The 23817-nt window shown below is 66.9% G+C and carries 19 protein-coding genes; 18 read left to right on the top strand and 1 reads right to left on the bottom strand.

All coding sequences use genetic code 11. The features are described 5' to 3' along the window. Positions 1-8: 8 nt before the first annotated feature. The 16 genes from rsmH (at position 9) to lpxC (ending at position 18795) form a co-directional block, all read left to right on the top strand. A complete protein-coding gene (gene rsmH, locus BTE28158_RS16445) occupies positions 9-950 on the top strand; it encodes a 16S rRNA (cytosine(1402)-N(4))-methyltransferase RsmH (RefSeq protein WP_059608159.1) in 942 nt (313 codons plus the stop codon). Beyond that, positions 947-1288 carry a cell division protein FtsL gene (gene ftsL, locus BTE28158_RS16440; protein ID WP_124624687.1) on the top strand — a complete coding sequence of 114 codons (342 nt, stop codon included), beginning with the start codon at positions 947-949 and terminating at the stop codon, positions 1286-1288. Before rsmH ends, ftsL begins: the two co-directional genes overlap by 4 nt. Next, entirely contained in the window at positions 1285-3132 is a 1848-nt protein-coding gene (locus BTE28158_RS16435; RefSeq protein ID WP_124624691.1) for a peptidoglycan D,D-transpeptidase FtsI family protein, read from the top strand. The genes ftsL and BTE28158_RS16435 overlap by 4 nt, the downstream gene beginning before the upstream one ends. After that, a complete protein-coding gene (locus BTE28158_RS16430) occupies positions 3129-4667 on the top strand; it encodes a UDP-N-acetylmuramoyl-L-alanyl-D-glutamate--2,6-diaminopimelate ligase (RefSeq protein WP_059608162.1) in 1539 nt (512 codons plus the stop codon). Before BTE28158_RS16435 ends, BTE28158_RS16430 begins: the two co-directional genes overlap by 4 nt. After that, positions 4664-6070: a UDP-N-acetylmuramoyl-tripeptide--D-alanyl-D-alanine ligase gene (locus BTE28158_RS16425; protein WP_151048167.1), complete on the top strand. Its 1407-nt coding sequence runs from the start codon at positions 4664-4666 to the stop codon at positions 6068-6070. The genes BTE28158_RS16430 and BTE28158_RS16425 overlap by 4 nt, the downstream gene beginning before the upstream one ends. 16 nt (positions 6071-6086) lie before the next feature. Beyond that, complete coding sequence (gene mraY / locus BTE28158_RS16420; RefSeq protein WP_059681765.1) at positions 6087-7256, top strand: phospho-N-acetylmuramoyl-pentapeptide-transferase; 1170 nt, start codon at positions 6087-6089, stop codon at positions 7254-7256. A 28-nt stretch (positions 7257-7284) separates the two neighbouring features. After that, positions 7285-8793, top strand: a complete 1509-nt coding sequence (gene murD, locus BTE28158_RS16415; RefSeq protein WP_151048166.1) for a UDP-N-acetylmuramoyl-L-alanine--D-glutamate ligase — start codon at positions 7285-7287, stop codon at positions 8791-8793. Continuing rightward, positions 8790-10073, top strand: a complete 1284-nt coding sequence (ftsW, locus tag BTE28158_RS16410; RefSeq protein WP_059528582.1) for a putative lipid II flippase FtsW — start codon at positions 8790-8792, stop codon at positions 10071-10073. The genes murD and ftsW overlap by 4 nt, the downstream gene beginning before the upstream one ends. Next, positions 10070-11173 carry an undecaprenyldiphospho-muramoylpentapeptide beta-N-acetylglucosaminyltransferase gene (murG, locus tag BTE28158_RS16405; protein WP_059608166.1) on the top strand — a complete coding sequence of 368 codons (1104 nt, stop codon included), beginning with the start codon at positions 10070-10072 and terminating at the stop codon, positions 11171-11173. The genes ftsW and murG overlap by 4 nt, the downstream gene beginning before the upstream one ends. Next, positions 11170-12567, top strand: a complete 1398-nt coding sequence (murC, locus tag BTE28158_RS16400) for a UDP-N-acetylmuramate--L-alanine ligase (protein WP_151048165.1) — start codon at positions 11170-11172, stop codon at positions 12565-12567. The genes murG and murC overlap by 4 nt, the downstream gene beginning before the upstream one ends. 1 nt (position 12568) lies before the next feature. Beyond that, the gene (locus tag BTE28158_RS16395; RefSeq protein WP_151048164.1) at positions 12569-13510 is read left to right on the top strand and encodes a D-alanine--D-alanine ligase; all 942 of its coding nucleotides are present in this window, start codon (positions 12569-12571) and stop codon (positions 13508-13510) included. A 19-nt stretch (positions 13511-13529) separates the two neighbouring features. After that, positions 13530-14282, top strand: coding sequence for a cell division protein FtsQ/DivIB (locus BTE28158_RS16390; RefSeq protein ID WP_057926855.1), 753 nt, complete (start codon positions 13530-13532; stop codon positions 14280-14282). 26 nt (positions 14283-14308) lie between these two features. Next, a complete protein-coding gene (ftsA, locus tag BTE28158_RS16385) occupies positions 14309-15541 on the top strand; it encodes a cell division protein FtsA (protein ID WP_006752447.1) in 1233 nt (410 codons plus the stop codon). Between the two features lie 192 nt (positions 15542-15733). Beyond that, on the top strand, positions 15734-16930 hold the full coding sequence (ftsZ, locus tag BTE28158_RS16380) for a cell division protein FtsZ (RefSeq protein WP_059608169.1): 1197 nt from the start codon (positions 15734-15736) through the stop codon (positions 16928-16930). A 200-nt stretch (positions 16931-17130) separates the two neighbouring features. Further along, positions 17131-17637 (top strand): peroxiredoxin, encoded by a 507-nt coding sequence (locus BTE28158_RS16375; protein WP_151048163.1) that lies wholly within the window; start codon positions 17131-17133, stop codon positions 17635-17637. Between the two features lie 240 nt (positions 17638-17877). Next, a complete protein-coding gene (lpxC, locus tag BTE28158_RS16370; protein WP_059506998.1) occupies positions 17878-18795 on the top strand; it encodes a UDP-3-O-acyl-N-acetylglucosamine deacetylase in 918 nt (305 codons plus the stop codon). Positions 18796-18877: 82 nt separating this feature from the next. Here the strand turns inward: lpxC and BTE28158_RS16365 are convergent, their stop codons facing one another. After that, positions 18878-19357, bottom strand: coding sequence for a DciA family protein (locus tag BTE28158_RS16365; RefSeq protein WP_059535175.1), 480 nt, complete (start codon positions 19355-19357; stop codon positions 18878-18880). Between the two features lie 267 nt (positions 19358-19624). On the opposite strand from BTE28158_RS16365, the gene secA reads away from it, so the two are divergent. Both secA and argJ read left to right on the top strand, forming a co-directional pair. Further along, positions 19625-22423 (top strand): preprotein translocase subunit SecA, encoded by a 2799-nt coding sequence (gene secA / locus BTE28158_RS16360; protein ID WP_151048162.1) that lies wholly within the window; start codon positions 19625-19627, stop codon positions 22421-22423. A gap of 142 nt (positions 22424-22565) precedes the next feature. After that, complete coding sequence (argJ, locus tag BTE28158_RS16355; RefSeq protein WP_151048161.1) at positions 22566-23807, top strand: bifunctional glutamate N-acetyltransferase/amino-acid acetyltransferase ArgJ; 1242 nt, start codon at positions 22566-22568, stop codon at positions 23805-23807. Positions 23808-23817 lie beyond the last annotated feature (10 nt).

The following is a 23817-nucleotide window of genomic DNA, read 5'->3' as shown; positions in this document are numbered from 1 at the left end:
CGCCCGCGATGGGAAACGAATTGCAGCATCGGACCGTACTGTTGGACGAAGCGGTCGACTCGCTCGTGACGCGGCCGGACGGCATTTATGTCGACGGCACGTTCGGGCGCGGCGGTCATAGCCGCGCGGTGCTCGCGCGGCTGGCGCCGGCCGGCCGGCTGATCGCGTTCGACAAGGATCCGAGGGCGATCGAGACGGCGCAGCGCATCGAGGATGGGCGCTTCTCGATCGTGCACGACAGCTTTGCATCGATGCGCGACGCGCTTGCGGCGCGCGGTGTCGAGAAGGTGTCGGGTGTGTTGCTGGACCTGGGCGTGTCCTCGCCGCAGGTGGACGATCCGGCGCGCGGCTTCAGCTTTCGCGCGGATGGCCCGCTGGACATGCGAATGGATCCGACGCGCGGCGAGTCGGCGGCCGAATGGCTCGCGCGCGCTTCGGTGCAGGAATTGACGGAGGTGATACGGGATTATGGGGAAGAACGGTTTGCTTTTCAGATTGCAAAGGCGCTTGTTGCTCGCCGGGCAGAGTCCGACCGTCTTGGGCCTCTCGACACCACGGGCGAGCTTGCCCAAATCGTGGGTAACGTCGTCAAAACCCGTGAGAAGGGCAAGGATCCGGCAACCCGCACCTTTCAGGCTATACGGATTCACGTCAATCAAGAGCTTGCGGACCTGCAAGTCGTACTAGACGCGGCATTGTCTTTGCTGGAGCAAGGGGGGCGGCTGGTGGTCATCAGCTTTCATTCACTCGAGGACCGGATCGTCAAGCGATTCATGCAGGCGCACGCGAGTGCGCCTGCCGTCGATCGTCGCCTGCCGATCCGTGCCGTCGACCTCCCGAGCCCGCCGCTCAAGATCATCAGTCGTCAATTCCCGAGCGAGGCGGAAGTTGCCGCGAATCCGCGCGCCCGGTCGGCCGTGATGCGCATCGCGGAGCGCGTCACGCCATGAGCCGCTTCAACATCTTCCTGCTGATCATCGTGATGGGCTGTGCGCTGTCGGTCGTCAACTCGACGAACCAGCAGCGCCAGATCTTCATCCAGCTGCAGCGCGCGCAGTCGCAGGAGCGTCAGCTCCAGCAGGACTACGCGCAGCTTCAATATCAGCAGAGCGCGCTGTCCAAGACGTCCCGCATCGAGCAGCTCGCGAACGATTCGCTGAAGATGCAGCCGATCACGACGGGCCGCACCCAGTACCTGACGCTGCCGCCGGGCGCCGCGAAGGCGATCGACGCGCCGATTCCCGCGTCGGCCGATACGGCCAGCAAGGGCAACGGAGGCGCGCGATGAAGCCGTCGCAAAAGCGCCAGGACGTGAAGTTCTCGTCGAGCCCCGTGCTCGGCGTGCACCTGCCGATGTGGCGCTCGAAACTCGTCGTGTTCCTGCTGTTCATGGCGTTCGTCGCGCTCGCTGCGCGGGCGTTCTGGATCCAGGGGCCCGGCAACGCGTTCTACCAGAAGCAGGGCGAGAGCCGCTATCAGCGCACGATCGAGCTGCCGGCAACGCGCGGCAAGATCCTCGACCGTAACGGGCTCGTGCTCGCGACGAGCCTGCCCGTGCGCGCGATCTGGGCAATTCCGGACGCCGTGCCGGACGATCTCGACGCCGGCAAGGTCAACCAGCTCGGCAAGCTCCTCGGCATGACGCCGAAGGAACTGCGCGTGAAGCTGTCGCAAGACAAGGGTTTCGTCTACGTAAAGCGCCAGGTGCCGATCGACGTCGCGGACAAGGTCGCCGCGCTCGACATTCCCGGTATCTATCAGCGCAATGAATACAAGCGCTTCTATCCGGAAGGCGAGATTACCGCTCACCTGATCGGCTTCACGAACGTCGAGGACGAAGGGCAGGAGGGCGTCGAACTCGGCGACCAGAAGATGCTGTCCGGCACGTCCGGTGTGCGCCGCGTGATCAAGGACCGGATGGGGCACATCGTCGAGGACGTCGCCGAACAGATTCCGCCGCACAACGGGACGGACGTCGACCTGTCGATCGACAGCAAGATCCAGTACATCGCGTATGCGAACCTGAAGGCCGCCGTCGAGAAGTTCAAGGCGAAGGCCGGCGCTGCGATGGTCGTCGACGTGCGCACCGGCGAGGTGCTGGCGCTCGTCAACTACCCGACGTACAACCCGAACGACCGCTCGCGCATGACGGGCGAGCAGTTGCGCAACCGGATCATGACCGACGTGTTCGAGCCGGGGTCGATCATGAAGCCGTTTACGGTGTCGCTCGCGCTCGACCTGCACCGCGTGACGCCGAACACGCTCGTCGAGACGGGCAACGGGCATTTCGTGCTCGACGGCGCACCGATCACCGACGACGCGGGTTTCGGCACGCTGACGGTCGGCGGCGTGATTCAGAAGTCGAGCAACATCGGCGCGACGAAGATCGCGATGACGATGCGGCCCGAGGAAATGTGGAATATGTATACGAGCATCGGCCTCGGCCAGGCGCCGAAGGTCGGGTTCCCGGGCGCGGTGGCCGGCCGCCTGCGTCCGTGGAAGAGCTGGCGTCGCATCGAGCAGGCGACGATGTCGTACGGCTACGGCCTGTCGGTGTCGCTGTTCCAGCTCGCGCGCGCATACACGGCGATCGCGCATGACGGCGAGCTGATGCCCGTGACCATTTTCAAGACCGACCCCAACCAGCCGGTCGTGGGTACGCAGGTGTTCAACCCGACCACCGCGCGCGAGGTGCGTGCGATGCTCGAAACGGTGGTGGCGCCGGGCGGCACGTCGCCCGATGCGGCCGTGCCGGGTTATCGCGTCGGCGGCAAGAGCGGTACCGCTTACAAGCACGAAGGCCACGGCTACACGCGCAAGTACCGCGCGTCGTTCGTCGGCATGGCGCCGATGCCGAACCCGCGCATCGTCGTCGCCGTGTCGGTCGACGAACCGACCGCCGGCAGCCACTTCGGCGGCCAGGTGTCCGGCCCCGTATTCTCGGCGATTGCGGGCGATACGATGCGCGCGCTGAACGTGCCGCCGAACATGCCGATCAAGCAGCTCGTCGTGTCCGACGACGCGCCCGGCGCGCCCGCCGCGACGGGCCCGCAAAAGCTCGCCGCGGGCGGCGGTGCGAAGCATATGATCGTATCCAGCACGACACGTAATTCACCAGGAGTTGTTCGATGAGCGCCGCTCGCAGTTCCCATCCGGCGCATCAGCAGATCGCGGCCGCGCTTGCGTGGCTGCGCCAGCATGTGGCCCCCGCGGCGCAACTGCATGCCGACACGCGCAGTCTGCAGGCTGGCGACGTGTTCCTCGGCTATGCGGTCGACGGGGCGGACAATCGCGCTTTCATTTCCGATGCCGTCGCGCGCGGCGCGGCCGCCGTGCTGTATCAGCCGGAAGGTCTCGAAGCCGCACCGGCCGTACCCGTCGCACTCGCGGTGCCGGCGCTCGACCAACTGGCCGGCGAGATCGCCAGCGGCTGGTACGGCGACCCGAGCGACAGCCTGCTCGCCATCGGCGTGACCGGCACCAACGGCAAGACGTCCTGCACCCAATGGATCGCGGCCGCGCTGACGGCGCTGCACCAGCCGTGCGCGCTGATCGGCACGCTCGGCAGCGGCATGCCGGGGCAACTGGTGCCGACCGGCTTCACGACGCCGGACGCGCCGCAACTGCAGCGGAGCCTCGCGCAACTGCACGACGCGGGCGCGAAAGCCGTCGCGATGGAAGTCTCGTCGCACGCATTGCATCAGGGGCGCGTGAACGGCACGGCATTCGACATCGCCGTCTTCACGAACCTCACGCAGGATCACCTCGACTATCACGTCACGTTCGACGCGTACGAAGCCGCGAAGTCGAAGCTGTTCGCGTGGCGCGGTCTGCGCGCAGCGGTCGTCAATCGCGACGACGAAGCCGGCCGCCGCCTGCTCGACAAGCTGGCCGGCCGCGTGCGCACGATCGCATACGGGATCGGCGACGCGCAGGCGGCCGACGCCGATCGCGAACTGGTCGCGCTCGACGTGCGCGCGACCACGACGGGCACGGCCTTCCGTCTGCGCTCGTCGTGGGGCGACGCGGACGTCGAGGTCGGCACGCTCGGCACGTTCAACGTCAGCAACCTGCTCGCGGTGCTCGGCTCGCTGCTTGCGGCCGACGTGCCGTTCGACGCGGCCGTCGCGGAGATTGCGCGGCTCGAGTCCGTCAACGGGCGCATGCAGCGCCTTGGCGGCCGGCTGCAGAACGACGAACCGCTGGTCGTGATCGACTACGCGCATACGCCCGATGCGCTCGACAAGACGCTCGACGCGTTGCGCCCGATCGCGGCGGCGCGCGGTGGGCGGCTCGTCTGCATGTTCGGCTGCGGTGGCGATCGGGATGCGACGAAGCGCCCGCTGATGGGCGCGATCGCCGAGCGGCTCGCCGACGAAGTCGTCGTCACGAGCGACAATCCGCGCAGCGAGGATCCGCAGCGCATCATCGATCAGGTCATCGCGGGGATGACCGCGCCCGATCGCGCTCGCCGCATCGAGGATCGCGCGAGCGCGATCCTGCAGGCCGTGCGCGGCGCGGCCCGCGAGGATGTCGTCGTGCTGGCCGGCAAGGGGCACGAGGCGACGCAGGAAATCATGGGCAAGAAGCGCACGTTCTCCGATCAGGATCACGCGCGGCTCGCGCTTGCGGCACGCGCGACGCACGGCAAGGGAGGCGGCGAATGACGATGCTCAGTCTCGGCGAAGCCGCGCGCCTGATTCCCGGCGCCACCGTCCGCGGCGATTCGGACACCACGTTCGAGCGCGTGTCGACGGACAGCCGCACGGTCGGTCCGGGCGACCTGTTCGTCGCGTTGAAGGGCGAGCGCTTCGACGCGCACGACTTCCTCGGCGACGTGGCCGCGCGCGGCGCAGCCGCGGCGCTCGTCGCGCACGCGCCAGCGGGCCTCGCGATGCCGGTCATCGAGGGCGGTGAAACGCGTGCCGCGCTCGGCGCACTCGCGCACGGCTGGCGCAAGCGCTTCGCGGTGCCGCTCGTCGCGGTGACGGGCAGCAACGGCAAGACGACCGTCAAGGAAATGATCGCGTCGATCTTCGCGGCTGCAGTCGGCGCCGACGCGCGGCTGGCGACGGCCGGCAACCTGAACAACGACATCGGCGTGCCGCTGACGCTGCTGCGCCTGTCGGGCGCACATCGCGTCGCGGTGATCGAGCTCGGGATGAATCACCCGGGCGAGACCGAAGTTCTCGCGCGCCTCGCGGCGCCGACCGTTGCGCTCGTCAACAATGCGCAGCGCGAACACCAGGAATTCATGGCGACGGTCGAGGCGGTCGCGCTCGAACACGCGGCCGTGATCCACGCGCTGACGCCGGACGGCGTCGCGGTGTTTCCGGCCGACGATGCGTACGCCGGTATCTGGCGTGTCGCGGCGACCGGCAACCGGATTCTCGATTTCGCGCTGCACGACGCCGAACGACAGGTCGAAGCGCAGGTCACGGGCCGTTTGCACGGCGGCGAGCTTGCGATCGACACGCCGTCCGGCCCGGTGACGGTGCGGCTGCGCGCGCTCGGCGAGCACAACGCACGCAACGCATTGGCGGCAACGGCCGCGGCACTCGCGGCCGGTATCGAGCTGGCCGCGATCAAGCAGGGGCTCGAATCGTTCGAGCCGGTCAAGGGCCGCTTGCAGGTCCGGCGAGCGGTCGTCGGCAGCCTCGCGGGCGCGACGGTCGTCGACGACACCTACAACGCGAACCCCGATTCGATGCGCGCGGCGATCGACGTGCTGGCCGCGCAAACTGAGCCGCGCGTGCTGGTGATCGGCGACATGGGCGAGGTAGGCGACGAAGGCCCGGCATTTCACCGGGAGATCGGCGCGTATGCGCGCGAGCGCGGCATCGATGCGCTGTTCGCACATGGCGACGCGTCGCGTGATGCTTGTACCGCGTACGGCGACACGGCCCGCCATTTCGATGACGTCGGCGCGCTGGTGACGGCACTGCTCACTGCGGGCTACGGCGCGCAGGCGACGGTGCTCGTGAAGGGCTCGCGGTACATGAAGATGGAGCGCGTGGTCGACGCGCTGACGAAACAACCCGCGGCGGGCACGGTGCCCGCTGCACACTGAGTAGAAGGAAGGAAGCATGCTGCTGGCGCTGGCGCAATGGCTGCAAGGAGACGCAAGCTTTTTGCGCTTGTTCACGTACCTCACGTTCCGTGCGGTGATGGCCACCATCACCGCGCTGGGGATCGGGCTCGTGTGCGGACCGTGGGTGATCCGCAAGCTGACGCAAATGAAGGTTGGTCAGGCCGTGCGCAAGGACGGCCCGCAGACGCACCTGGTCAAGTCCGGCACGCCGACGATGGGCGGCGTGCTGATCCTGATCGGCATCGCGGTCGCGACGCTGCTGTGGGGCGACCTGACGAACCGTTTCATCTGGATCGTGATGCTCGTCACGTTCGGTTTCGGCGTGATCGGCTGGGTCGACGATTACCGCAAGGTCGTCCACAAGGACCCGCGCGGGATGTCGTCGCGCGAGAAGTATTTCTGGCAATCGGTGATCGGGCTGTTCGCAGCCGTCTACCTCGCCTTCAGCGTGTCCGAAGCGAACAACGTGCGCGTGTTCGACCTGTTCATGGCATGGGTGAGGAGCGGCCTGTCGATGGGGCTGCCGGCGCGCGCCGACCTGATGCTGCCGTTCCTGAAGTCGATCAGCTACCCGCTGGGCGTGTGGGGCTTCATCGTGCTGACCTACTTCGTGATCGTCGGCGCGAGCAACGCGGTGAACCTGACCGACGGCCTCGACGGCCTCGTGATCATGCCGGTCGTGCTGGTCGGCGCGTCGCTCGGTGTGTTCGCGTACGTGATGGGCAGCTCGGTCTATTCGAAATATCTGCTGTTCCCGCACATCCCGGGCGCCGGTGAATTGCTGATCTTCTGTTCCGCGATGGGCGGGGCAGGGCTCGCGTTCCTCTGGTACAACACGCACCCCGCGCAGGTGTTCATGGGCGACGTCGGCGCGCTGGCGCTCGGCGGCGCGCTCGGCACGGTCGCGGTGATCGTGCGCCAGGAAATCGTGCTGTTCATCATGGGTGGCATCTTCGTCGCGGAAACACTGTCGGTGATGCTGCAGGTGTCGTGGTTCAAGTACACGAAGAAGCGTTACGGCGAAGGGCGGCGCCTGCTGAAGATGGCACCGCTGCATCACCATTTCGAATTGTCCGGCTGGAAGGAAACGCAGGTGGTGGTGCGTTTCTGGATCATCACGCTGATGCTGTGCCTGTTCGGTCTGTCCACCCTCAAGCTGCGGTAAAGGAAAGGTAACAAGGATGTCTGGCGAGATGTTTGGAGATCGGCAGCGGCCGATGGTGCTCGTACTGGGGCTCGGGGAATCGGGTCTCGCGATCGCGCGATGGTGCGCGAGGCACGGGTGCCGGCTGCGTATTGCCGATACCCGCGAGGCGCCGCCGAACCTTGCCGCGCTGCAGGCCGAAGGCATCGATGCGGAGTTCGTCGGCGGGCCGTTCACGCCTGCGCTGCTCGACGGCGGCGTCGAGATCGTAGGGCTGAGCCCCGGCCTGTCGCCGCTCGAACCGGCACTGGCGGCGCTGATCGCGGCCGCGAACGAGCGCGCGATCGCGGTGTGGGGCGAACTCGAATTCTTCGCGCAGGCGCTGCGCGCGCTCGGCGCGAGCGGCTATCAGCCGAAGGTGCTCGCGATCACCGGCACCAACGGCAAGACCACGACGACGAGCCTCACGGGCCTGCTGTGCCAGCGTTCGGGCAAGAAGGTCGCCGTCGCCGGCAACATCAGCCCGGCGATGCTCGACCGGCTCGCGGGTGCGATCGACGATACGGCGCTGCCCGACGTCTGGGTGCTGGAACTGTCGAGCTTCCAGCTCGAGACGGCCCGCACGTTCGCGCCGGATGCGGCCGCGATCCTCAACATCACGCAGGATCACCTCGACTGGCACGGCAGCTTCGACGCCTATGCGGCCGCGAAGGGCCGGATCTTCGGCGCGACGACCACGCGCGTGCTCAATCGCGACGATGCGGCCGTGATGAAGTTCGCACCGGCCCCCGGCGCGGCCGATGCGGCGCGCACGGTCACGTTCGGCCTGAACGAACCGACGCAGGACGGCGACTACGGCCTGTCGCGCGACAACGGCATTGCGTGGCTGGTCGAAGCGGTCGACCGCGACGCGCCGGACGAGACGACGAGCCGTCGCCGCAAGCGCGACGCCGCGCATACGCCCGACATCGCGCAGAAGCGCCTGATGCCGGCTGACGCGCTGCGCATCCGCGGGCTGCACAACGCGGCGAACGCGCTGGCCGCGTTCGCGCTTGCACGCGCGATCGACCTGCCGGCCGCGCCGCTGCTGCACGCGCTGCGCGAGTATCGCGGCGAGGCGCATCGCGTCGAAGTGATCGCGACGATCGACGACGTGGACTACGTCGACGACAGCAAGGGAACGAACGTCGGCGCGACGGTGGCCGCGCTCGACGGGCTCGCGCAGAAGATCGTGCTGATCGCCGGTGGCGACGGCAAGGGCCAGGATTTCGCGCCGCTGGTTGCGCCGGTCGCGCGCTGGTGCCGTGCCGTGATGCTGATCGGCCGCGACGCGCCGGCGATTCGCGACACGCTCGCCGAAACCGGTGTGCCGCTCGCCGACCACGCGACGCTCGAAGGCGCGGTGCGTGCCGCCGCCGACCTCGCCGAGCCGGGCGATGCGGTGCTGCTGTCGCCCGCGTGCGCGAGCCTCGACATGTTCAGGAACTACGCCCATCGCGCGGACGTGTTCCGCGCGGCGGTGGATGAAATCGCCATCGACAAAGGAGCGACGCCATGAGCTGGTCCGATCGCCTCGTGTCCCGTTTCAACGACCGGCGCGATGCCGGCGGCAATGCTGCCGGCGGCCGTGTCGCGTCGGCCACGCGCGCCGCGACCGGCGGCCTCGCGAGCGTCGTGAACGGCGTTCGGCCGAGCCGCTCGCGCATGCTCGACTTCGACTACTCGCTGCTGTGGGTCGCGATCGCGCTGCTCGGGCTCGGCGTCGTGATGGTGTATTCGGCGTCGATCGCGATGCCCGATTCGCCGAAATACGCGTCGTATCACGACTACGCGTTCCTGATGCGCCACTGCGTGTCGCTCGTCGTCGCGTTCATCGCGGCGGTGATCGCGTTCCGCGTGCCCGTGTCGACCTGGGACAAATACGCGCCGCATCTCTTCCTGATCGCACTGGTCGGCCTCGTGATCGTGCTGATCCCGCACGTGGGCAAGGGTGTGAACGGTGCGCGCCGCTGGATTCCGCTCGGCATCACGAACATGCAGCCATCGGAAATCATGAAGCTCGCGGTGACGATCTACGCGGCGAACTACACGGTGCGCAAGCAGGAGTACATGCAGAGCTTCGCGAAGGGCTTCCTGCCGATGGCGTTCGCGGTCGGTCTCGTCGGCGCGCTGCTGCTGCTCGAGCCGGACATGGGCGCGTTCATGGTGGTCGCCGCGATCGCGATGGGCGTGCTGTTTCTCGGCGGCGTGAACGGCAAGCTGTTCGGCGGCCTGGTGGCGACGGCGGTCGGCACCTTCACGATGCTCGTATGGCTGTCGCCGTGGCGTCGCGAGCGGATCTTCGCCTACCTCGATCCGTGGGACGAGCGCTATGCGCAGGGCAAGGCATACCAGCTCACGCACTCGCTGATCGCATTCGGCCGCGGCGAGTGGTTCGGCGTCGGCCTCGGCGGCAGCGTCGAGAAGCTGAACTACCTGCCCGAAGCGCATACCGACTTCATCCTCGCGGTGATCGGCGAGGAACTCGGCTTCGTTGGCGTGCTGGTCGTGATCCTGCTGTTCTACTGGATCGTGCGCCGCGCGTTCGAGATCGGCCGTCAGGCGCTCGCGCTCGACCGCACGTTCGCGGGCCTGATGGCGAAGGGCATCGGCATCTGGTTCGGCGCGCAGACGTTCATCAACATGGGCGTGAACCTCGGCCTGCTGCCGACCAAGGGCCTGACGCTGCCGCTCGTGAGCTACGGCGGCTCGGGCATCCTGCTGAACTGTGTCGCGCTTGCGGTGCTGTTGCGGGTCGACTATGAAAATCGCGTACTGATGCGCGGAGGGAAGGTATGACCGCGTCGCGACGCACGCTGATGGTGATGGCAGGCGGCACCGGGGGCCACGTGTTCCCGGGGCTCGCCGTCGCGCACCGGATGGAAGCGGCGGGCTGGCGCGTCGTATGGCTCGGCAATCCGGCCGGGATGGAAGCGACGCTCGTGCCGAAGCACGGCATCCCGATGGAATACGTGCGCTTCGGCGGACTGCGCGGCAAGGGCCTGAAGACCAAGCTGACGCTGCCGTTCAACCTGCTGCGCGCATGCTGGCAGAGTCTCGGCGCGCTGCGCCGCGTGCGGCCGGACGTCGTGCTCGGGATGGGCGGCTACATCACGTTCCCGGCGGGCGTGATGACCGCGCTGTCGGGCCGCCCGCTCGTGCTGCACGAACAGAATTCGATCGCCGGTCTCGCGAACAAGGTGCTCGCGAAATTCGCGAAACGCGTGCTCGTCGCGTTCCCCGGCGCACTGCCGCACGCGGAATGGACCGGCAACCCGATTCGCGCGGAACTTGCGCGCACGGAAACGCCCAAAGCACGCTATGCATCGCGCAGCGGTCCGCTGAACGTGCTGGTCGTCGGCGGCAGTCTCGGCGCCGCCGCACTGAACGAAGTCGTGCCGCGCGCGCTGGCGCTGCTGGCGCCGGGCGAGCGCCCGCGCATCGTGCACCAGGCCGGCGCGAAGCACATCGAGGCGCTGAAGGCGAATTACGAAGCGGCCGGATTCGCCGGCGGCGACGACGTGCGGCTCGTGCCGTTCATCGACGACATGGCGACCGCGTACGCGGCGGCGGATCTCGTGATCTGCCGCTCCGGCGCGATGACGGTATCGGAAATCGCGGCGGTGGGCGTGGCGGCGCTGTTCGTGCCGTTCCCGTACGCGGTCGACGACCACCAGACGACCAACGCCGCGTTCCTCGCCGATGCGGGCGCGGCGGTGCTGGTGCAACAACGCGACCTGTCGGCGGAACTGCTTGCCGACTGGCTGCGCGGCCAGTCGCGGGCGTCGCTCGCGGACATGGCGGAGCGTTCGCGCTCGCTGGCGAAGCCCGAGGCCACCGACGAAGTCGCGCGCGTCTGCGCGAAGGTGGCCGGCGCGAACCTGGAACAACTGCAATGAAACACATCGTCAAACACATTCATTTCGTCGGGATCGGCGGCGCGGGCATGAGCGGCATCGCCGAAGTGCTCGTCAACCTCGGCTACGAGGTCAGCGGCTCCGACCTGTCGCGCAACGCGGTGACCGACCGTCTCGCGGCGCTCGGCGCGCGGATCGCGATCGGGCACGACGCGGCGAACATCGAGGGCGCGAACGCGGTCGTCGTGTCGACGGCCGTGCGCTCGGACAACCCCGAAGTGCTGGCCGCGCGCCACCAGGGCGTGCCGATCGTGCAGCGCGCGGTGATGCTCGCGGAACTCATGCGCCTGAAGCAGGGGATCGCGATCGCCGGCACGCACGGCAAGACCACGACGACGAGCCTCGTCGCGAGCGTGCTCGCGGCGGGCGGGCTGGACCCGACTTTCGTGATCGGCGGCCGGCTGATCAGCGCCGGCGCGAACGCGCGGCTCGGCACGGGCGACTTCATCGTCGCCGAGGCTGACGAGTCGGACGCGTCGTTCCTGAACCTGTATCCGGTGATCGAAGTCATCACGAACATCGACGCCGATCACATGGACACCTACGGCCACGATTTCGCGCGGCTCAAGCAGGCGTTCATCGAATTCACGCAACGCCTGCCGTTCTACGGCAGCGCGGTGGTGTGCGTCGACGATCCGAACGTGCGGCAGATCATCCCGTTCATCTCGAAGCCGGTCGTGCGCTACGGGCTGTCGCCGGACGCGCAGGTGCGCGCGGAAGACATCGATGCGCGCGACGGCCGGATGCATTTCACGGTGATTCGCGAAGGGCGCGCGCCGCTCGCGGTGGTGCTGAACATGCCGGGCCTGCACAACGTGCAGAACGCGCTCGCGGCGATCGCGATCGCGACCGATCTCGGCGTGGCGGACGACGCGATCCAGCTGGCGCTGGAGGAATTCAACGGCGTCGGCCGACGCTTCCAGCGCTACGGCGAGGTGCCGAGTGTGGACGGCGGCCATTACACGCTGATCGACGACTACGGCCACCACCCCGTCGAGATGGCCGCGACGATCGCGGCCGCGCGCGGCGCGTTCCCGGGCCGCCGCCTCGTGCTGGCGTTCCAGCCGCACCGCTACACGCGCACGCGCGACTGTTTCGACGACTTCGTCAATGTGCTGTCGACGGTCGACGCGCTGGTGCTGACGGAAGTCTATGCCGCGGGCGAAGCGGCGATCGCGACGGCCAACGGCGACGCGCTGTCGCGTGCGCTGCGCGCGGTGGGCAAGGTTGACCCGGTGTTCGTCGCGACGGTCGACGACGTGCCGGACGCACTGGCCAGGGTCGCGCAGAACGGCGACGTGGTGATCACGATGGGCGCGGGTTCGATCGGCGGCGTGCCGGCGAAGCTCGTGCAACACACACAACAGAAGGCATGACATGAGCGGGATCGATCCGAAACGTTTCGGCAAGGTGGCGGTGTTGTTCGGTGGCGAATCCGCCGAGCGCGAGGTGTCGCTCACCTCGGGCCGTCTCGTGCTGCAGGGCCTGCGTGACGCGGGCGTCGACGCGCATCCGTTCGACCCGGCCGAGCGGCCGCTGTCGGCGCTGAAGGATGAAGGCTTCGTGCGCGCGTTCAACGCGCTGCATGGTGGCTACGGCGAGAACGGCCAGATCCAGGGCGCGCTCGATTTCTACGGTATCCGCTACACGGGCAGCGGCGTGCTCGGCTCGGCGCTCGGCCTCGACAAGTTCCGCACGAAGCTCGTGTGGCAACAGACGGGCGTGCCGACGCCGCCGTTCGAGACGGTGATGCGCGGCGACGACTACGCGGCCCGTGCGGCGGACATCGTCGCGAAGCTCGGCCTGCCGCTGTTCGTGAAGCCGGCGAGCGAAGGCTCGAGCGTCGCGGTGCTGAAGGTGAAGACGGCCGACGCGTTGCCCGCCGCACTGTCGGAAGCCGCGGCGCACGACAAGATCGTGATCGTCGAGAAGAGCATCGAAGGCGGCGGCGAGTACACCGCGTGCATCGCCGGCGATCTCGACTTGCCGCTGATCAAGATCGTGCCGGCCGGCGAGTTCTACGACTACCACGCGAAGTATGTCGCCGACGATACGCAGTACCTGATTCCGTGCGGGCTGCCGACGGAGCGGGAAGCGGAACTGAAGCGCATCGCGCGTCGCGCGTTCGACGTGCTCGGCTGCACCGACTGGGGGCGCGCGGACTTCATGCTCGATGCCGCCGGCAACGCGTATTTCCTGGAAGTGAACACGGCCCCCGGGATGACCGACCACTCGCTGCCGCCGAAGGCCGCGCGGTCGATCGGCATCAGCTATTCGGAGCTGGTCGTGAAGGTGCTGTCGCTTACGCTCAACGACTGACGCAGGAACGGAACGACGTATGTGGAACAACGTTCGCCAACTCAACCTTGCCGCCAGCGCGCTGTACGCGCTGTTGCTGCTCGTGTTGGCGGCGGCCGGCTGCTACTGGCTGATCCAGCGTCCGACGTTCGCGCTGCGCGAAATCCGGATCGACGGCGACACCGAGCACATCAACACGCCGACGGTGCGTGCGGGCGTGGTCGGCCGGCTGAAGGGCAATTTCTTCACGGTCGATCTCGATACGGCGCGTGCCGCGTTCGAGCAGATGCCGTGGGTGCGCCACGCGAGCGTGCGCCGGGTGTGGCCGAATGCGCTGGCTGTCACGCTCGAGGAGTACAAACCGCTCGGGACCTGGGGCAGCGCGCAGCTCGTGAGCGTCGACGGCGAGCTGTTCACCGCGAACCAGGGCGAACTGGATCAGGAACTGCCGGCGTTCGACGGCCCGGAGGGTAGTGCGAAGGAAGTCGTCACGCGGTATCGCGACTTCACGAACTGGTTTGCGCCGCTGAAGGCGGCGCCGGAAGAAGTGACGCTGTCGGCGCGCTACGCGTGGACGGTGAAGCTGTCGAACGGCATGCAGGTCGAACTGGGCAAGGAGCGCACCAGCGAGACCCTGCATGACCGGAGCCAGCGCCTCGTCGCCGCGTGGCCGGCCGTCACGGAGCGTTGGGGCAACGACATCGAGTATGCGGACCTGCGTTATCCGAACGGATTCGCGATTCGTGCGGCAGGCATGCGGTTCCTGACCGATACCGACAAGCGCAAGAAGTAACGAGAGATCACACGCAAGAGCACTTTATGAGCAAAGACTACAAGGATCTGCTGGTTTCCCTCGACATCGGCACGTCGAAGGTGGTGGCCATCGTCGCCGAGCTGAAGGGCGAAGGCCATTACGAGGTGATCGGCCTCGGCCAGAGCGAATCGAAGGGTCTGAAGAAGGGCGTGGTGGTCAATATCGAGGCCACCGTGCAGTCGATCCAGCGCGCGCTCGAGGAAGCCGAGCTGATGGCCGATTGCAAGATCACCAACGTGTTCACGGGGATTGCCGGCAGCCACATCCGCAGCTTCAACTCGAGCGGGATGGTCGCGATCAAGGACAAGGAAGTCACGCAGACCGACGTCGCGCGCGTGATCGAGACCGCGAAGGCGATCAACATCCCGACCGACCAGCAGGTGCTGCACATCCTCACGCAGGAATTCATCATCGACGGGCAGGAAGACGTGCGCGAGCCGATCGGGATGAGCGGCATCCGCCTCGAGGTGAAGGTGCACATCGTGACGGGCGCGGTCAGTGCCGCGCAGAACATCGTCAAGTGCGTGCGCCGCTGCGGGCTGGAAGTGAACGACCTGATCCTGCAGCCGCTCGCGTCGTCGCTGGCCGTGCTGACGGAAGACGAGAAGGATCTCGGCGTGGTGCTGGTCGACATCGGCGGCGGCACGACCGACATCGCGATCTTCGCCGAAGGCGCGATCCGCCATACCGCGGTGATTCCGATCGCCGGCGACCAGATCACGAGCGACATCGCGATGGCGCTGCGCACGCCGACGCCGGACGCGGAAGACATCAAGGTCGGCTACGGGATCGCGAAGCAGGCGCTCGCCGATCCGGACGAGATGGTCGAAGTGCCCGGCCTCGGCGAACGCGGCCCGCGCACGCTGTCGCGCCAGGCGCTCGCGGCCGTGATCGAGCCGCGCGTCGAGGAACTGTTCTCGCTCGTGCAGCAGGTCGTGCGCGAGTCGGGTTATGAAGAACTGCTGAGCTCCGGCGTGGTCATTACCGGCGGGGCTTCGATGATGCCGGGCATGGTCGAGCTCGGCGAAGACATTTTCCTGAAACCGGTGCGCATCGGCGCGCCGGAATACGCAGGCGGCCTCGCCGACGTGGTGCGCAATCCGCGCTACTCGACGGCGATGGGCCTGCTCGTCGAAGGCAGCGCACAGCGCATGCGCGGTCGCAAGGTCGCCGTGCAGTCCGGCAACGCGGGGCAGATCTTCTCGCGGATGAAGGAATGGTTCCTGAGCAATTTTTGAGTACCCCCACGGCTCGGCATGCCGAGCCTGCCCCCCGAGGGGGCCAAGAAAACCCGGGGTGGCCCGGCGTTTTCTTGGGGACGAACCGAATCGAAATTCGCGCCGGTGCCGGCGGCTGGCGCGCGACAGGGGGTTGCCCGATCTCCTGCCGAATAACGGCCGAGTAGTTTTATTCTCTTGACGGAGGCAACAATGGAATTCGAAATGCTGGAAACCGAAACCAACGGCACCATCATCAAGGTGGTCGGCGTTGGCGGCGCTGGCGGCAATGCCGTTCAGCACATGATCAACCGTGGCGTGCAGGGCGTCGACTTCATCGTGATGAACACCGACGCACAGGCGCTGTCGCGCGCGCGCGCACCGTCCGTGATCCAGCTCGGCAACACCGGCCTCGGCGCCGGCGCGAAGCCGGAAATGGGCAAGGCGGCGGCGGAAGAGGCGCGTGAGCGCATCGCCGACGCGCTGCGTGGCGCGCACATGGTGTTCATCACGGCCGGCATGGGTGGCGGTACGGGCACGGGCGCGGCGCCGGTGGTCGCGCAGATCGCGAAGGAGATGGGCATCCTGACGGTGGGTGTCGTCAGCAAGCCGTTCGAATTCGAAGGCGGCAAGCGCATGCGCGTCGCCGAAGCAGGCTCGCAGCAACTGGAGGATCACGTCGACTCGCTGATCGTCGTCCTGAACGACAAGCTGTTCGACGTGATGGGCGATGACGCCGAGATGGACAAGTGCTTCCAGTGCGCGGACGACGTGTTGAACAACGCGGTCGCAGGCATCGCTGAAATCATCAATGTCGATGGCCTCGTGAACGTCGACTTCGAAGACGTGAAGACGGTGATGGGCGAGCAGGGCAAGGCGATGATGGGCACGGCGACGGTCGCCGGCGTCGATCGCGCACGCCTCGCGGCGGAACAGGCCGTGGCGAGCCCGCTGCTCGAAGGCGTCGATCTGTCGGGCGCGCGCGGCGTGCTGGTCAACATCACGTCGAGCCGTTCGCTGCGCCTGTCGGAAACGCGCGAAGTGATGAACACGATCAAGAGCTACGCGGCGGAAGACGCCACGGTGATCTTCGGTGCGGTGTACGACGACGCAATGGGCGATGCACTGCGCGTGACGGTCGTGGCGACGGGTCTGGGCCGTGCGGCGAAGAAGCAGCAATCGGCTCCGATGACGCTGCTGCGCACGGGTACCGACAACCAGCCGGTCAGCGCGATCTCGCACGGCTATGCGCAGCCGCAACACGTCAGCACGGCCGACTACGGCGCGCTCGATACGCCGGCGGTGTGGCGCAACTCGCGCGAAACCGCGGCATCGCACGTGCAGGCGCTGCAGGAGAAGGGTGTCGACACGTACGACATCCCGGCTTTCCTGCGCAAGCAGGCTGACTGACGACGCACACACAGGCGAAGCCGCGGCGCAATCGATGAGATTGCCGCGGTAACGCCGGCGTGACGGATGCCACGGACCACGACAGGCCGCGTCGGATGCGACGCCGGGCCGGGAAACGTGCCCTCTTCGCATGAGCGGAGCGGGATGGGACGTGCTGTCCGCAATACGCCGAAAAACCGTATCGCTATGAGGGACCAGCCATGATTCAAGTGGGCGACGCGCTGCCCGACGCGCAACTGTTCGAATTCATCGACGACGCGCGCGAAGGCTGCACGCTGGGGCCGAATGCCTTCAGCGTGCGCGATCAGGTTGCGGGAAAGCGGGTGGTGATCTTCGGATTGCCGGGCGCGTTCACGCCGACCTGTTCGGCGCAGCATGTGCCGGGCTATGTCGAGCTCGCCGAGCAACTGCGCTCGGCGGGCATCGACGAGCTCTGGTGCGTGTCCGTCAACGACGCATTCGTGATGGGCGCATGGGGACGTGATCTGCACACCGCGGGCAAGGTGCGCATGATGGCGGACGGCAGCGCTGCTTTCACTCATGCGCTGGGGCTGACGCAGGATTTGTCCGCGCGTGGCATGGGAATCCGTTCCCTGCGCTATGCGATGGTGGTCGACGACGGTGTGGTCAAGACGCTGGCCGTCGAAGCGCCGGGCAAGTTCGAAGTGAGCGATGCGGCGAGCGTGCTCGCGACGTTGATGTCCTGATCGTGCGGTGCGCCGTTGCCTGCGGGCAACGCTGCGCACCGGCCTCAGGGCAGTTGTAACACGGGCCGATGACCGGAAACGCCTCCGTTCCGGGCATCGGCCCGTCCCGTATCGGCGCGGGTAAACAGTCGAAACAGATTGATACGCAGTTTCAAACAGCGTTGAATAGGGAATTACGCTATAATCCCACCTATCGAATATAACTCCTGATTGATAATCTCAATCAAGATGAAGAACATCATGCTGAAGCAGCGCACCATCAAATCGATCGTGAAGACCGTGGGCATCGGTCTCCACTCGGGCCGCAAGGTCGAACTGACGCTTCGCCCGGCCGCGCCGGGCACGGGGATCGTTTTCTCGCGCGTCGACCTGCCCACGCCTGTCGACATCCCGGCATCCGCGATGTCGATCGGCGACACGCGGCTCGCGTCGGTGCTGCAGAAGGATGGTGCGCGCGTGTCGACCGTCGAGCACCTGATGTCGGCGTGTGCCGGCCTCGGCATCGACAACCTCTATGTCGACGTGACGGCAGAGGAAATCCCGATCATGGACGGCAGCGCCGCGTCCTTCGTGTTCCTGATCCAGTCCGCGGGCATCGAGGAGCAGAACGCGCCGAAGCGCTTCATCAAGGTGAAGAAGCCGGTCGAAATCCGTGACGGCGACAAGTTCGCGCGTCTCGATCCGTATTTCGGCTTCAAGCTGAAGTTCACGATCGACTTCCGTCACCCGGCCGTCGACAAGACCGGCCAGGAACTCGAGGTCGACTTCGCGAACACGTCGTACGTACGCGAGATCGCGCGTGCGCGCACGTTCGGTTTTGCCCATGAAGTCGAAATGATGCGCGAGCTGGGTCTCGCACGCGGCGGCAGCATGGACAACGCGATCGTGCTCGACGAATACCGGATCCTGAACAACGACGGGCTGCGCTACGACGACGAGTTCGTGAAGCACAAGATGCTCGACGCGATCGGCGACCTGTACGTGGTCGGCCATCCGCTGCTGGCGTCGTACACCGCATACAAGTCGGGTCACGGGCTGAACAACGCGCTGCTGCGCGAACTGCTCGCGCACGAGGACGCATACGAGATCGTCACGTTCGACGATCCGCAAGCCGCGCCGAGCGGCTTCGCGTTCGACACGCAGACGGCCTTCGCCTGATCGGCGTTCGGCACCCGCGATAGAAAAAGCGACCTTCGGGTCGCTTTTTCGTTGGGCGGCCGCCTGCGCGGTCGGCGCGGGTTCAGCGCGAAGACTTCGCACCGTGGCGCGCGGCCATCCGCGCGAGTGCAGCCTGCAGCGGCGACGGCTCGAGGTGATCGGCGAGGTCGCGCAACGCGGTGGCGCCGACGGTCGTCATACGCGCCTGCTTCACGTGCGGTGGTTCCGGCGCGTCCTTCGGACGCACGCGCACGCGCAGCGCCGAGACCGGCCAGCCGCGCTTCTGGAGATCGGCGAGCAGGCGCGGCTCGACCTGCCGCAGCCGGGCGGCGAGCGCATTGTGCGCGGCAAAGAGGGTCAGGGTGCCGTCCTTGATGGAGCCCGGTTCGACGTGATTCGCAAGATAGTCGGGCAGGAGCGCGGCGAGGTCGCGCTGCAGCGACGCGACTTGTTCGACGCCGGCGCGCAGCGCCGCGAACGCGTCGGTGCGGTTGAGCACTTCGGACACGGGTTGCGGGCGATACGCGGCGAGCGGGCCGAAACGCTTGGAAAATCGGTTCATCGAGGCATTCTTCGGGCGCGCACGGGCGCGGACGTTGACGCCGATTGTACCCGCGCCGGCTCGCGCACGGGCGGCTTTCGGGCCACGCGGCCGGTGGCCCGCGCGGGTTTGGCGTGCGGCGTGAGTCCAGCCGGGACACCGGCGCATGCTTCCTCGCGTGCTAAAATTCCTCGTTTGATTCCACTAATTCGCTAAGCCGCCGAGGCTCGGGCGTCGGGGCGCGCAACGCGCGCCGGGCGCCGGTGCTGCGACGCAGGATCCGATCCGATGACAACCGGTTTTCTCCAGAAAATTTTTGGCAGCCGCAACCAACGGCTCGTCAAGCAATACCAAAAGACCGTCGCGACGATCAATGCGCTCGAAACGCAGATCGAGAAGCTGACGGACGACCAGTTGCGCGGCAAGACGGATGAGTTCCGCCAGCGGATCGCGGGCGGCGAGTCGCTCGACAAGCTGCTGCCCGAGGCGTTCGCGGTCTGCCGGGAGGCGAGCCGCCGCGTGCTGAAGATGCGCCACTTCGACGTGCAGATGATCGGCGGCATGGTGCTCCACTACGGCAAGATCGCGGAAATGCGCACCGGCGAGGGCAAGACGCTCGTCGCGACGCTGCCCGTCTACCTGAATGCGCTGGCCGGCCGTGGCGTCCACGTCGTGACGGTCAACGACTACCTCGCGCAGCGCGACGCCGAATGGATGGCGCGCCTCTACAACTTCCTTGGTCTGTCGGTCGGCATCAACCTGTCCGGCATGGAGCACGACCAGAAGCAGCAGGCCTACGCGGCGGACATCACCTACGGCACGAACAACGAGTTCGGCTTCGACTACTTGCGCGACAACATGGTCTACGAGACCGACGCGCGCGTGCAGCGGGCACTGAACTTCGCGGTCGTCGACGAAGTGGACTCGATCCTGATCGACGAGGCGCGTACGCCGCTGATCATCTCGGGCCAGGCGGAAGATCACACCGAACTGTACGTCCGGATGAACGCGCTGCCGCCGCTGCTCGAGCGGCAGATCGGCGAGGAGAAGGCCGACGGCACGGGCGTCGAGAAACCGGGCGACTACACGCTCGACGAGAAGGCGCGCCAGGTGTTCCTGACGGAGTCGGGCCACGAGAAGGCCGAGCGGCTGCTCGCCGAGTGGGGCCTGATCGGCGAGGGCGAGAGCCTGTACGCGCCGCAGAACATCACGCTGATGCACCACGTGTACGCGGCGCTGCGCGCGCACACGCTGTTCCACAAGGACCAGCACTACGTCGTGCAGAACGGCGAAGTGGTGATCGTCGACGAATTCACGGGCCGCCTGATGGCGGGTCGCCGCTGGTCCGACGGCCTGCACCAGGCGGTCGAGGCGAAGGAACACGTGAAGATCCAGAGCGAGAACCAGACGCTCGCCTCGATCACGTTCCAGAACTACTTCCGCATGTACGCGAAGCTCGCGGGCATGACCGGTACGGCCGACACCGAAGCGTACGAATTCAACGAGATCTACGGCCTCGAGACGGTCGTGATCCCGACCAACCGCCCGCCGAAGCGGATCGACAAGCAGGACCAGATCTACAAGACGGCCAAGGAGCGTTACGACGCGGTGATCCGCGACATTCGCGACTGCTACGAGCGCGGCCAGCCGGTGCTGGTCGGCACGACGTCGATCGAGAACTCGGAACTGCTGTCGCACCTGCTGAAGCAGGCCGGCCTGCCGCACGAGGTGCTGAACGCGAAGCAGCACGAGCGTGAAGCCGCGATCGTCGCGGAAGCCGGCCGTCCGAACCGCATCACGATCGCGACCAACATGGCGGGCCGCGGTACCGACATCGTGCTCGGCGGCAACGCCGAGAAGCAGGCCGCGTTCATCGACGCCGACGACGCAATCCCGGCCGACGAAAAAGCGCGCCGCATCAAGCAGCTGCACGACGAGTGGGAAACGCTGCACGAGCAGGTGAAGGCCGCGGGCGGCCTGCACATCATCGGCACCGAGCGCCACGAATCGCGCCGGATCGACAACCAGCTGCGCGGCCGTGCGGGCCGCCAGGGCGACCCGGGCTCGTCGCGCTTCTACCTGTCGCTCGACGATCCGCTGCTGCGCATCTTCGCGGGCGACCGCGTGCGCTCGATCATGGACCGACTGAAGATGCCGGAAGGCGAGGCGATCGAGGCCGGCATCGTTACGCGTTCGATCGAATCGGCGCAGCGCAAGGTCGAAGCGCGCAACTTCGACATCCGCAAGCAGCTGCTCGAATACGACGACGTGTCGAACGACCAGCGCAAGGTGATCTACCAGCAGCGCAATGAACTGCTCGAAGCCCACGACATCACCGAGACGATCTCGGCGATGCGTCATGGCGTGATCGCCGAAGTCGTCCACCAGTTCGTGCCGCAAGCCAGCATCGAGGAACAGTGGGACGTGCCCGAGCTCGAGGAAGCGCTGCGCAACGACTGGCAGCTCGACCTCGCGATCCAGGAAATGGTGAACGAGTCGTCGTCGATCACCGCCGAGGAGATTCTCGAAGCGGTGACGACCGCCGCCGACGAGCAGTACGAGTCGAAGGTCGCGATGGTCGGCCGCGAATCGTTCAGCGCCTTCGAGCGCTCGGTGATGCTGCAGACGGTCGATCGCCTGTGGCGCGAGCACCTCGCGGCGCTCGACCACCTGCGCCAGGGCATCCACCTGCGCGGCTATGCGCAGAAGAACCCGAAGCAGGAGTACAAGCGCGAGGCGTTCGAATTGTTCGCCGCGATGCTCGAGGCGATCAAGCAGGAAGTCACGCGCATCGTGATGAACGTGCAGATCCAGTCGCCGGAGCAGCTCGAGGAAGCCGCCGAGCAGATCGAGGAGCGCGGCGGTCAGCTCGAAAACGTCGAGTATCAGCATGCCGACTACGCGGAATCCGGTGCCCCGGTCGCGAACGTCGCGGCCGCCACCGCGGCGACCGCGACGGCCGACATGGTCGGCAGCGCGATGACCCACAGCGGCCCCGGCGGCGAGATGCCGAAGGTCGGCCGCAATGACCCGTGCCCGTGCGGCAGCGGCAAGAAGTACAAGCAATGTCACGGGAAGCTGTCATGATCGACGGCGGCGCGCATCCGCGTGCCGCTTCGTTTGCAGCTTCGAGTCAGTGATGTGAGTTGCGGCGGCCCGCATGCGGCCCGCCGGTTCTTCCAATCGATGCCGGCGGATGCCGGCATTTTCCATCCGGCAGGTGTGCCCCATGGCTGTCAATTTTCCGTCGATCGATCCCGCCCAACTCCATCCCGTCGCCGGCGTCACGCTCGGCTGGGCGGAAGCGAACATCCGCAAGCCGAATCGCAAGGACGTGCTGGTCATTTCCGTCGACGAAGGGGCGACGGTCGCCGGCGTATTCACCGAGAACCGCTTCTGCGCCGCGCCGGTGACGGTGTGTCGCGAGCACCTGGCAGCGGTGCGTGCCGGCGGCGCGGGCATCCGCGCGCTCGTCGTGAACACGGGCAATGCGAATGCGGGCACCGGCGAGCCGGGCCTCGTGAACACGCGCGAAACCTGCTCGGAACTCGCGCGCCTCGCGGGCATCGACGCCGCGCAGGTGTTGCCGTTCTCGACCGGCGTGATCCTCGAGCCGCTGCCGATCGACCGCCTGAAGGCCGGGCTGCCGGCCGCGCTCGCAAACCGCAAGGCCGCGAACTGGTATGACGCCGCGCAGGCGATCATGACGACCGACACGCTGCCGAAGGCCACGTCTCGCCAGGTGACGATCGACGGCCACACGGTCACGCTGACAGGCATCAGCAAGGGTGCGGGCATGATCAAGCCGAACATGGCGACGATGCTCGGCTTCCTCGCGTTCGATGCGACCGTGGCGCAGCCGGTCCTCGACACGCTCGTGAAGGAAGTGGCCGACCGCTCGTTCAACTGCATCACGATCGACGGCGACACGTCGACGAACGACTCGTTCATCCTGATCGCGTCCGGCAAGAGCACGCTGCCCGCGATCACGTCGACCGATTCACCGGCCTATGCAGCGCTGCGCGATGCGGTCACGCAGGTCGCTCAGGTGCTGTCGCAGCTGATCGTGCGCGATGGCGAAGGCGCGACGAAATTCATGACGGTGCAGGTCGAAGGCGGCAAGAGCGTCGCCGAGTGCCGCCAGATCGCCTATGCGATCGGGCACTCGCCGCTTGTGAAGACGGCCTTCTACGCATCCGACCCCAACCTGGGCCGGATCCTCGCGGCGATCGGCTACGCGGGCGTCACGGATCTCGACGTCGGCAAGATCGATCTCTATCTCGACGACGTGCTCGTCGCGAAGGCCGGTGGCCGCAACCCGGCTTACCAGGAGGAGGACGGCCAGCGCGTGATGAAGCAGAGCGAAATCACGATCCGCGTGCTGCTCGGCCGCGGTGACGCGCAGGCAACGATCTGGACGTGCGATCTTTCGCACGATTACGTGAGCATCAACGCGGATTATCGCTCCTGATCGGGAGCGC

Source organism: Burkholderia diffusa (assembly GCF_902499115.1).
Classification (GTDB): domain Bacteria; phylum Pseudomonadota; class Gammaproteobacteria; order Burkholderiales; family Burkholderiaceae; genus Burkholderia; species Burkholderia diffusa.
Note: the sequence above shows the minus strand (reverse complement) of the source record. Positions and strands in the feature narration are given on the sequence as shown.

Bases quoted from the DNA above. Each gene is read 5' to 3' on its own strand.
- mraY (WP_059681765.1), top strand. From the start codon at position 6,087: ATGCTGCTGGCGCTGGCGCAATGGCTGCAAGGAGACGCAAGCTTTTTG.
- rsmH (WP_059608159.1), top strand. From the start codon at position 9: ATGGGAAACGAATTGCAGCATCGGACCGTACTGTTGGACGAAGCGGTC.
- murG (WP_059608166.1), top strand. From the start codon at position 10,070: ATGACCGCGTCGCGACGCACGCTGATGGTGATGGCAGGCGGCACCGGG.
- BTE28158_RS16390 (WP_057926855.1), top strand. From the start codon at position 13,530: ATGTGGAACAACGTTCGCCAACTCAACCTTGCCGCCAGCGCGCTGTAC.
- ftsL (WP_124624687.1), top strand. From the start codon at position 947: ATGAGCCGCTTCAACATCTTCCTGCTGATCATCGTGATGGGCTGTGCG.
- secA (WP_151048162.1), top strand. From the start codon at position 19,625: ATGACAACCGGTTTTCTCCAGAAAATTTTTGGCAGCCGCAACCAACGG.
- BTE28158_RS16435 (WP_124624691.1), top strand. From the start codon at position 1,285: ATGAAGCCGTCGCAAAAGCGCCAGGACGTGAAGTTCTCGTCGAGCCCC.
- ftsA (WP_006752447.1), top strand. From the start codon at position 14,309: ATGAGCAAAGACTACAAGGATCTGCTGGTTTCCCTCGACATCGGCACG.
- murD (WP_151048166.1), top strand. From the start codon at position 7,285: ATGTTTGGAGATCGGCAGCGGCCGATGGTGCTCGTACTGGGGCTCGGG.
- BTE28158_RS16395 (WP_151048164.1), top strand. From the start codon at position 12,569: ATGAGCGGGATCGATCCGAAACGTTTCGGCAAGGTGGCGGTGTTGTTC.
- ftsW (WP_059528582.1), top strand. From the start codon at position 8,790: ATGAGCTGGTCCGATCGCCTCGTGTCCCGTTTCAACGACCGGCGCGAT.
- BTE28158_RS16375 (WP_151048163.1), top strand. From the start codon at position 17,131: ATGATTCAAGTGGGCGACGCGCTGCCCGACGCGCAACTGTTCGAATTC.
- lpxC (WP_059506998.1), top strand. From the start codon at position 17,878: ATGCTGAAGCAGCGCACCATCAAATCGATCGTGAAGACCGTGGGCATC.
- ftsZ (WP_059608169.1), top strand. From the start codon at position 15,734: ATGGAATTCGAAATGCTGGAAACCGAAACCAACGGCACCATCATCAAG.
- BTE28158_RS16425 (WP_151048167.1), top strand. From the start codon at position 4,664: ATGACGATGCTCAGTCTCGGCGAAGCCGCGCGCCTGATTCCCGGCGCC.
- BTE28158_RS16365 (WP_059535175.1), bottom strand. From the start codon at position 19,357: ATGAACCGATTTTCCAAGCGTTTCGGCCCGCTCGCCGCGTATCGCCCG.
- BTE28158_RS16430 (WP_059608162.1), top strand. From the start codon at position 3,129: ATGAGCGCCGCTCGCAGTTCCCATCCGGCGCATCAGCAGATCGCGGCC.
- murC (WP_151048165.1), top strand. From the start codon at position 11,170: ATGAAACACATCGTCAAACACATTCATTTCGTCGGGATCGGCGGCGCG.
- argJ (WP_151048161.1), top strand. From the start codon at position 22,566: ATGGCTGTCAATTTTCCGTCGATCGATCCCGCCCAACTCCATCCCGTC.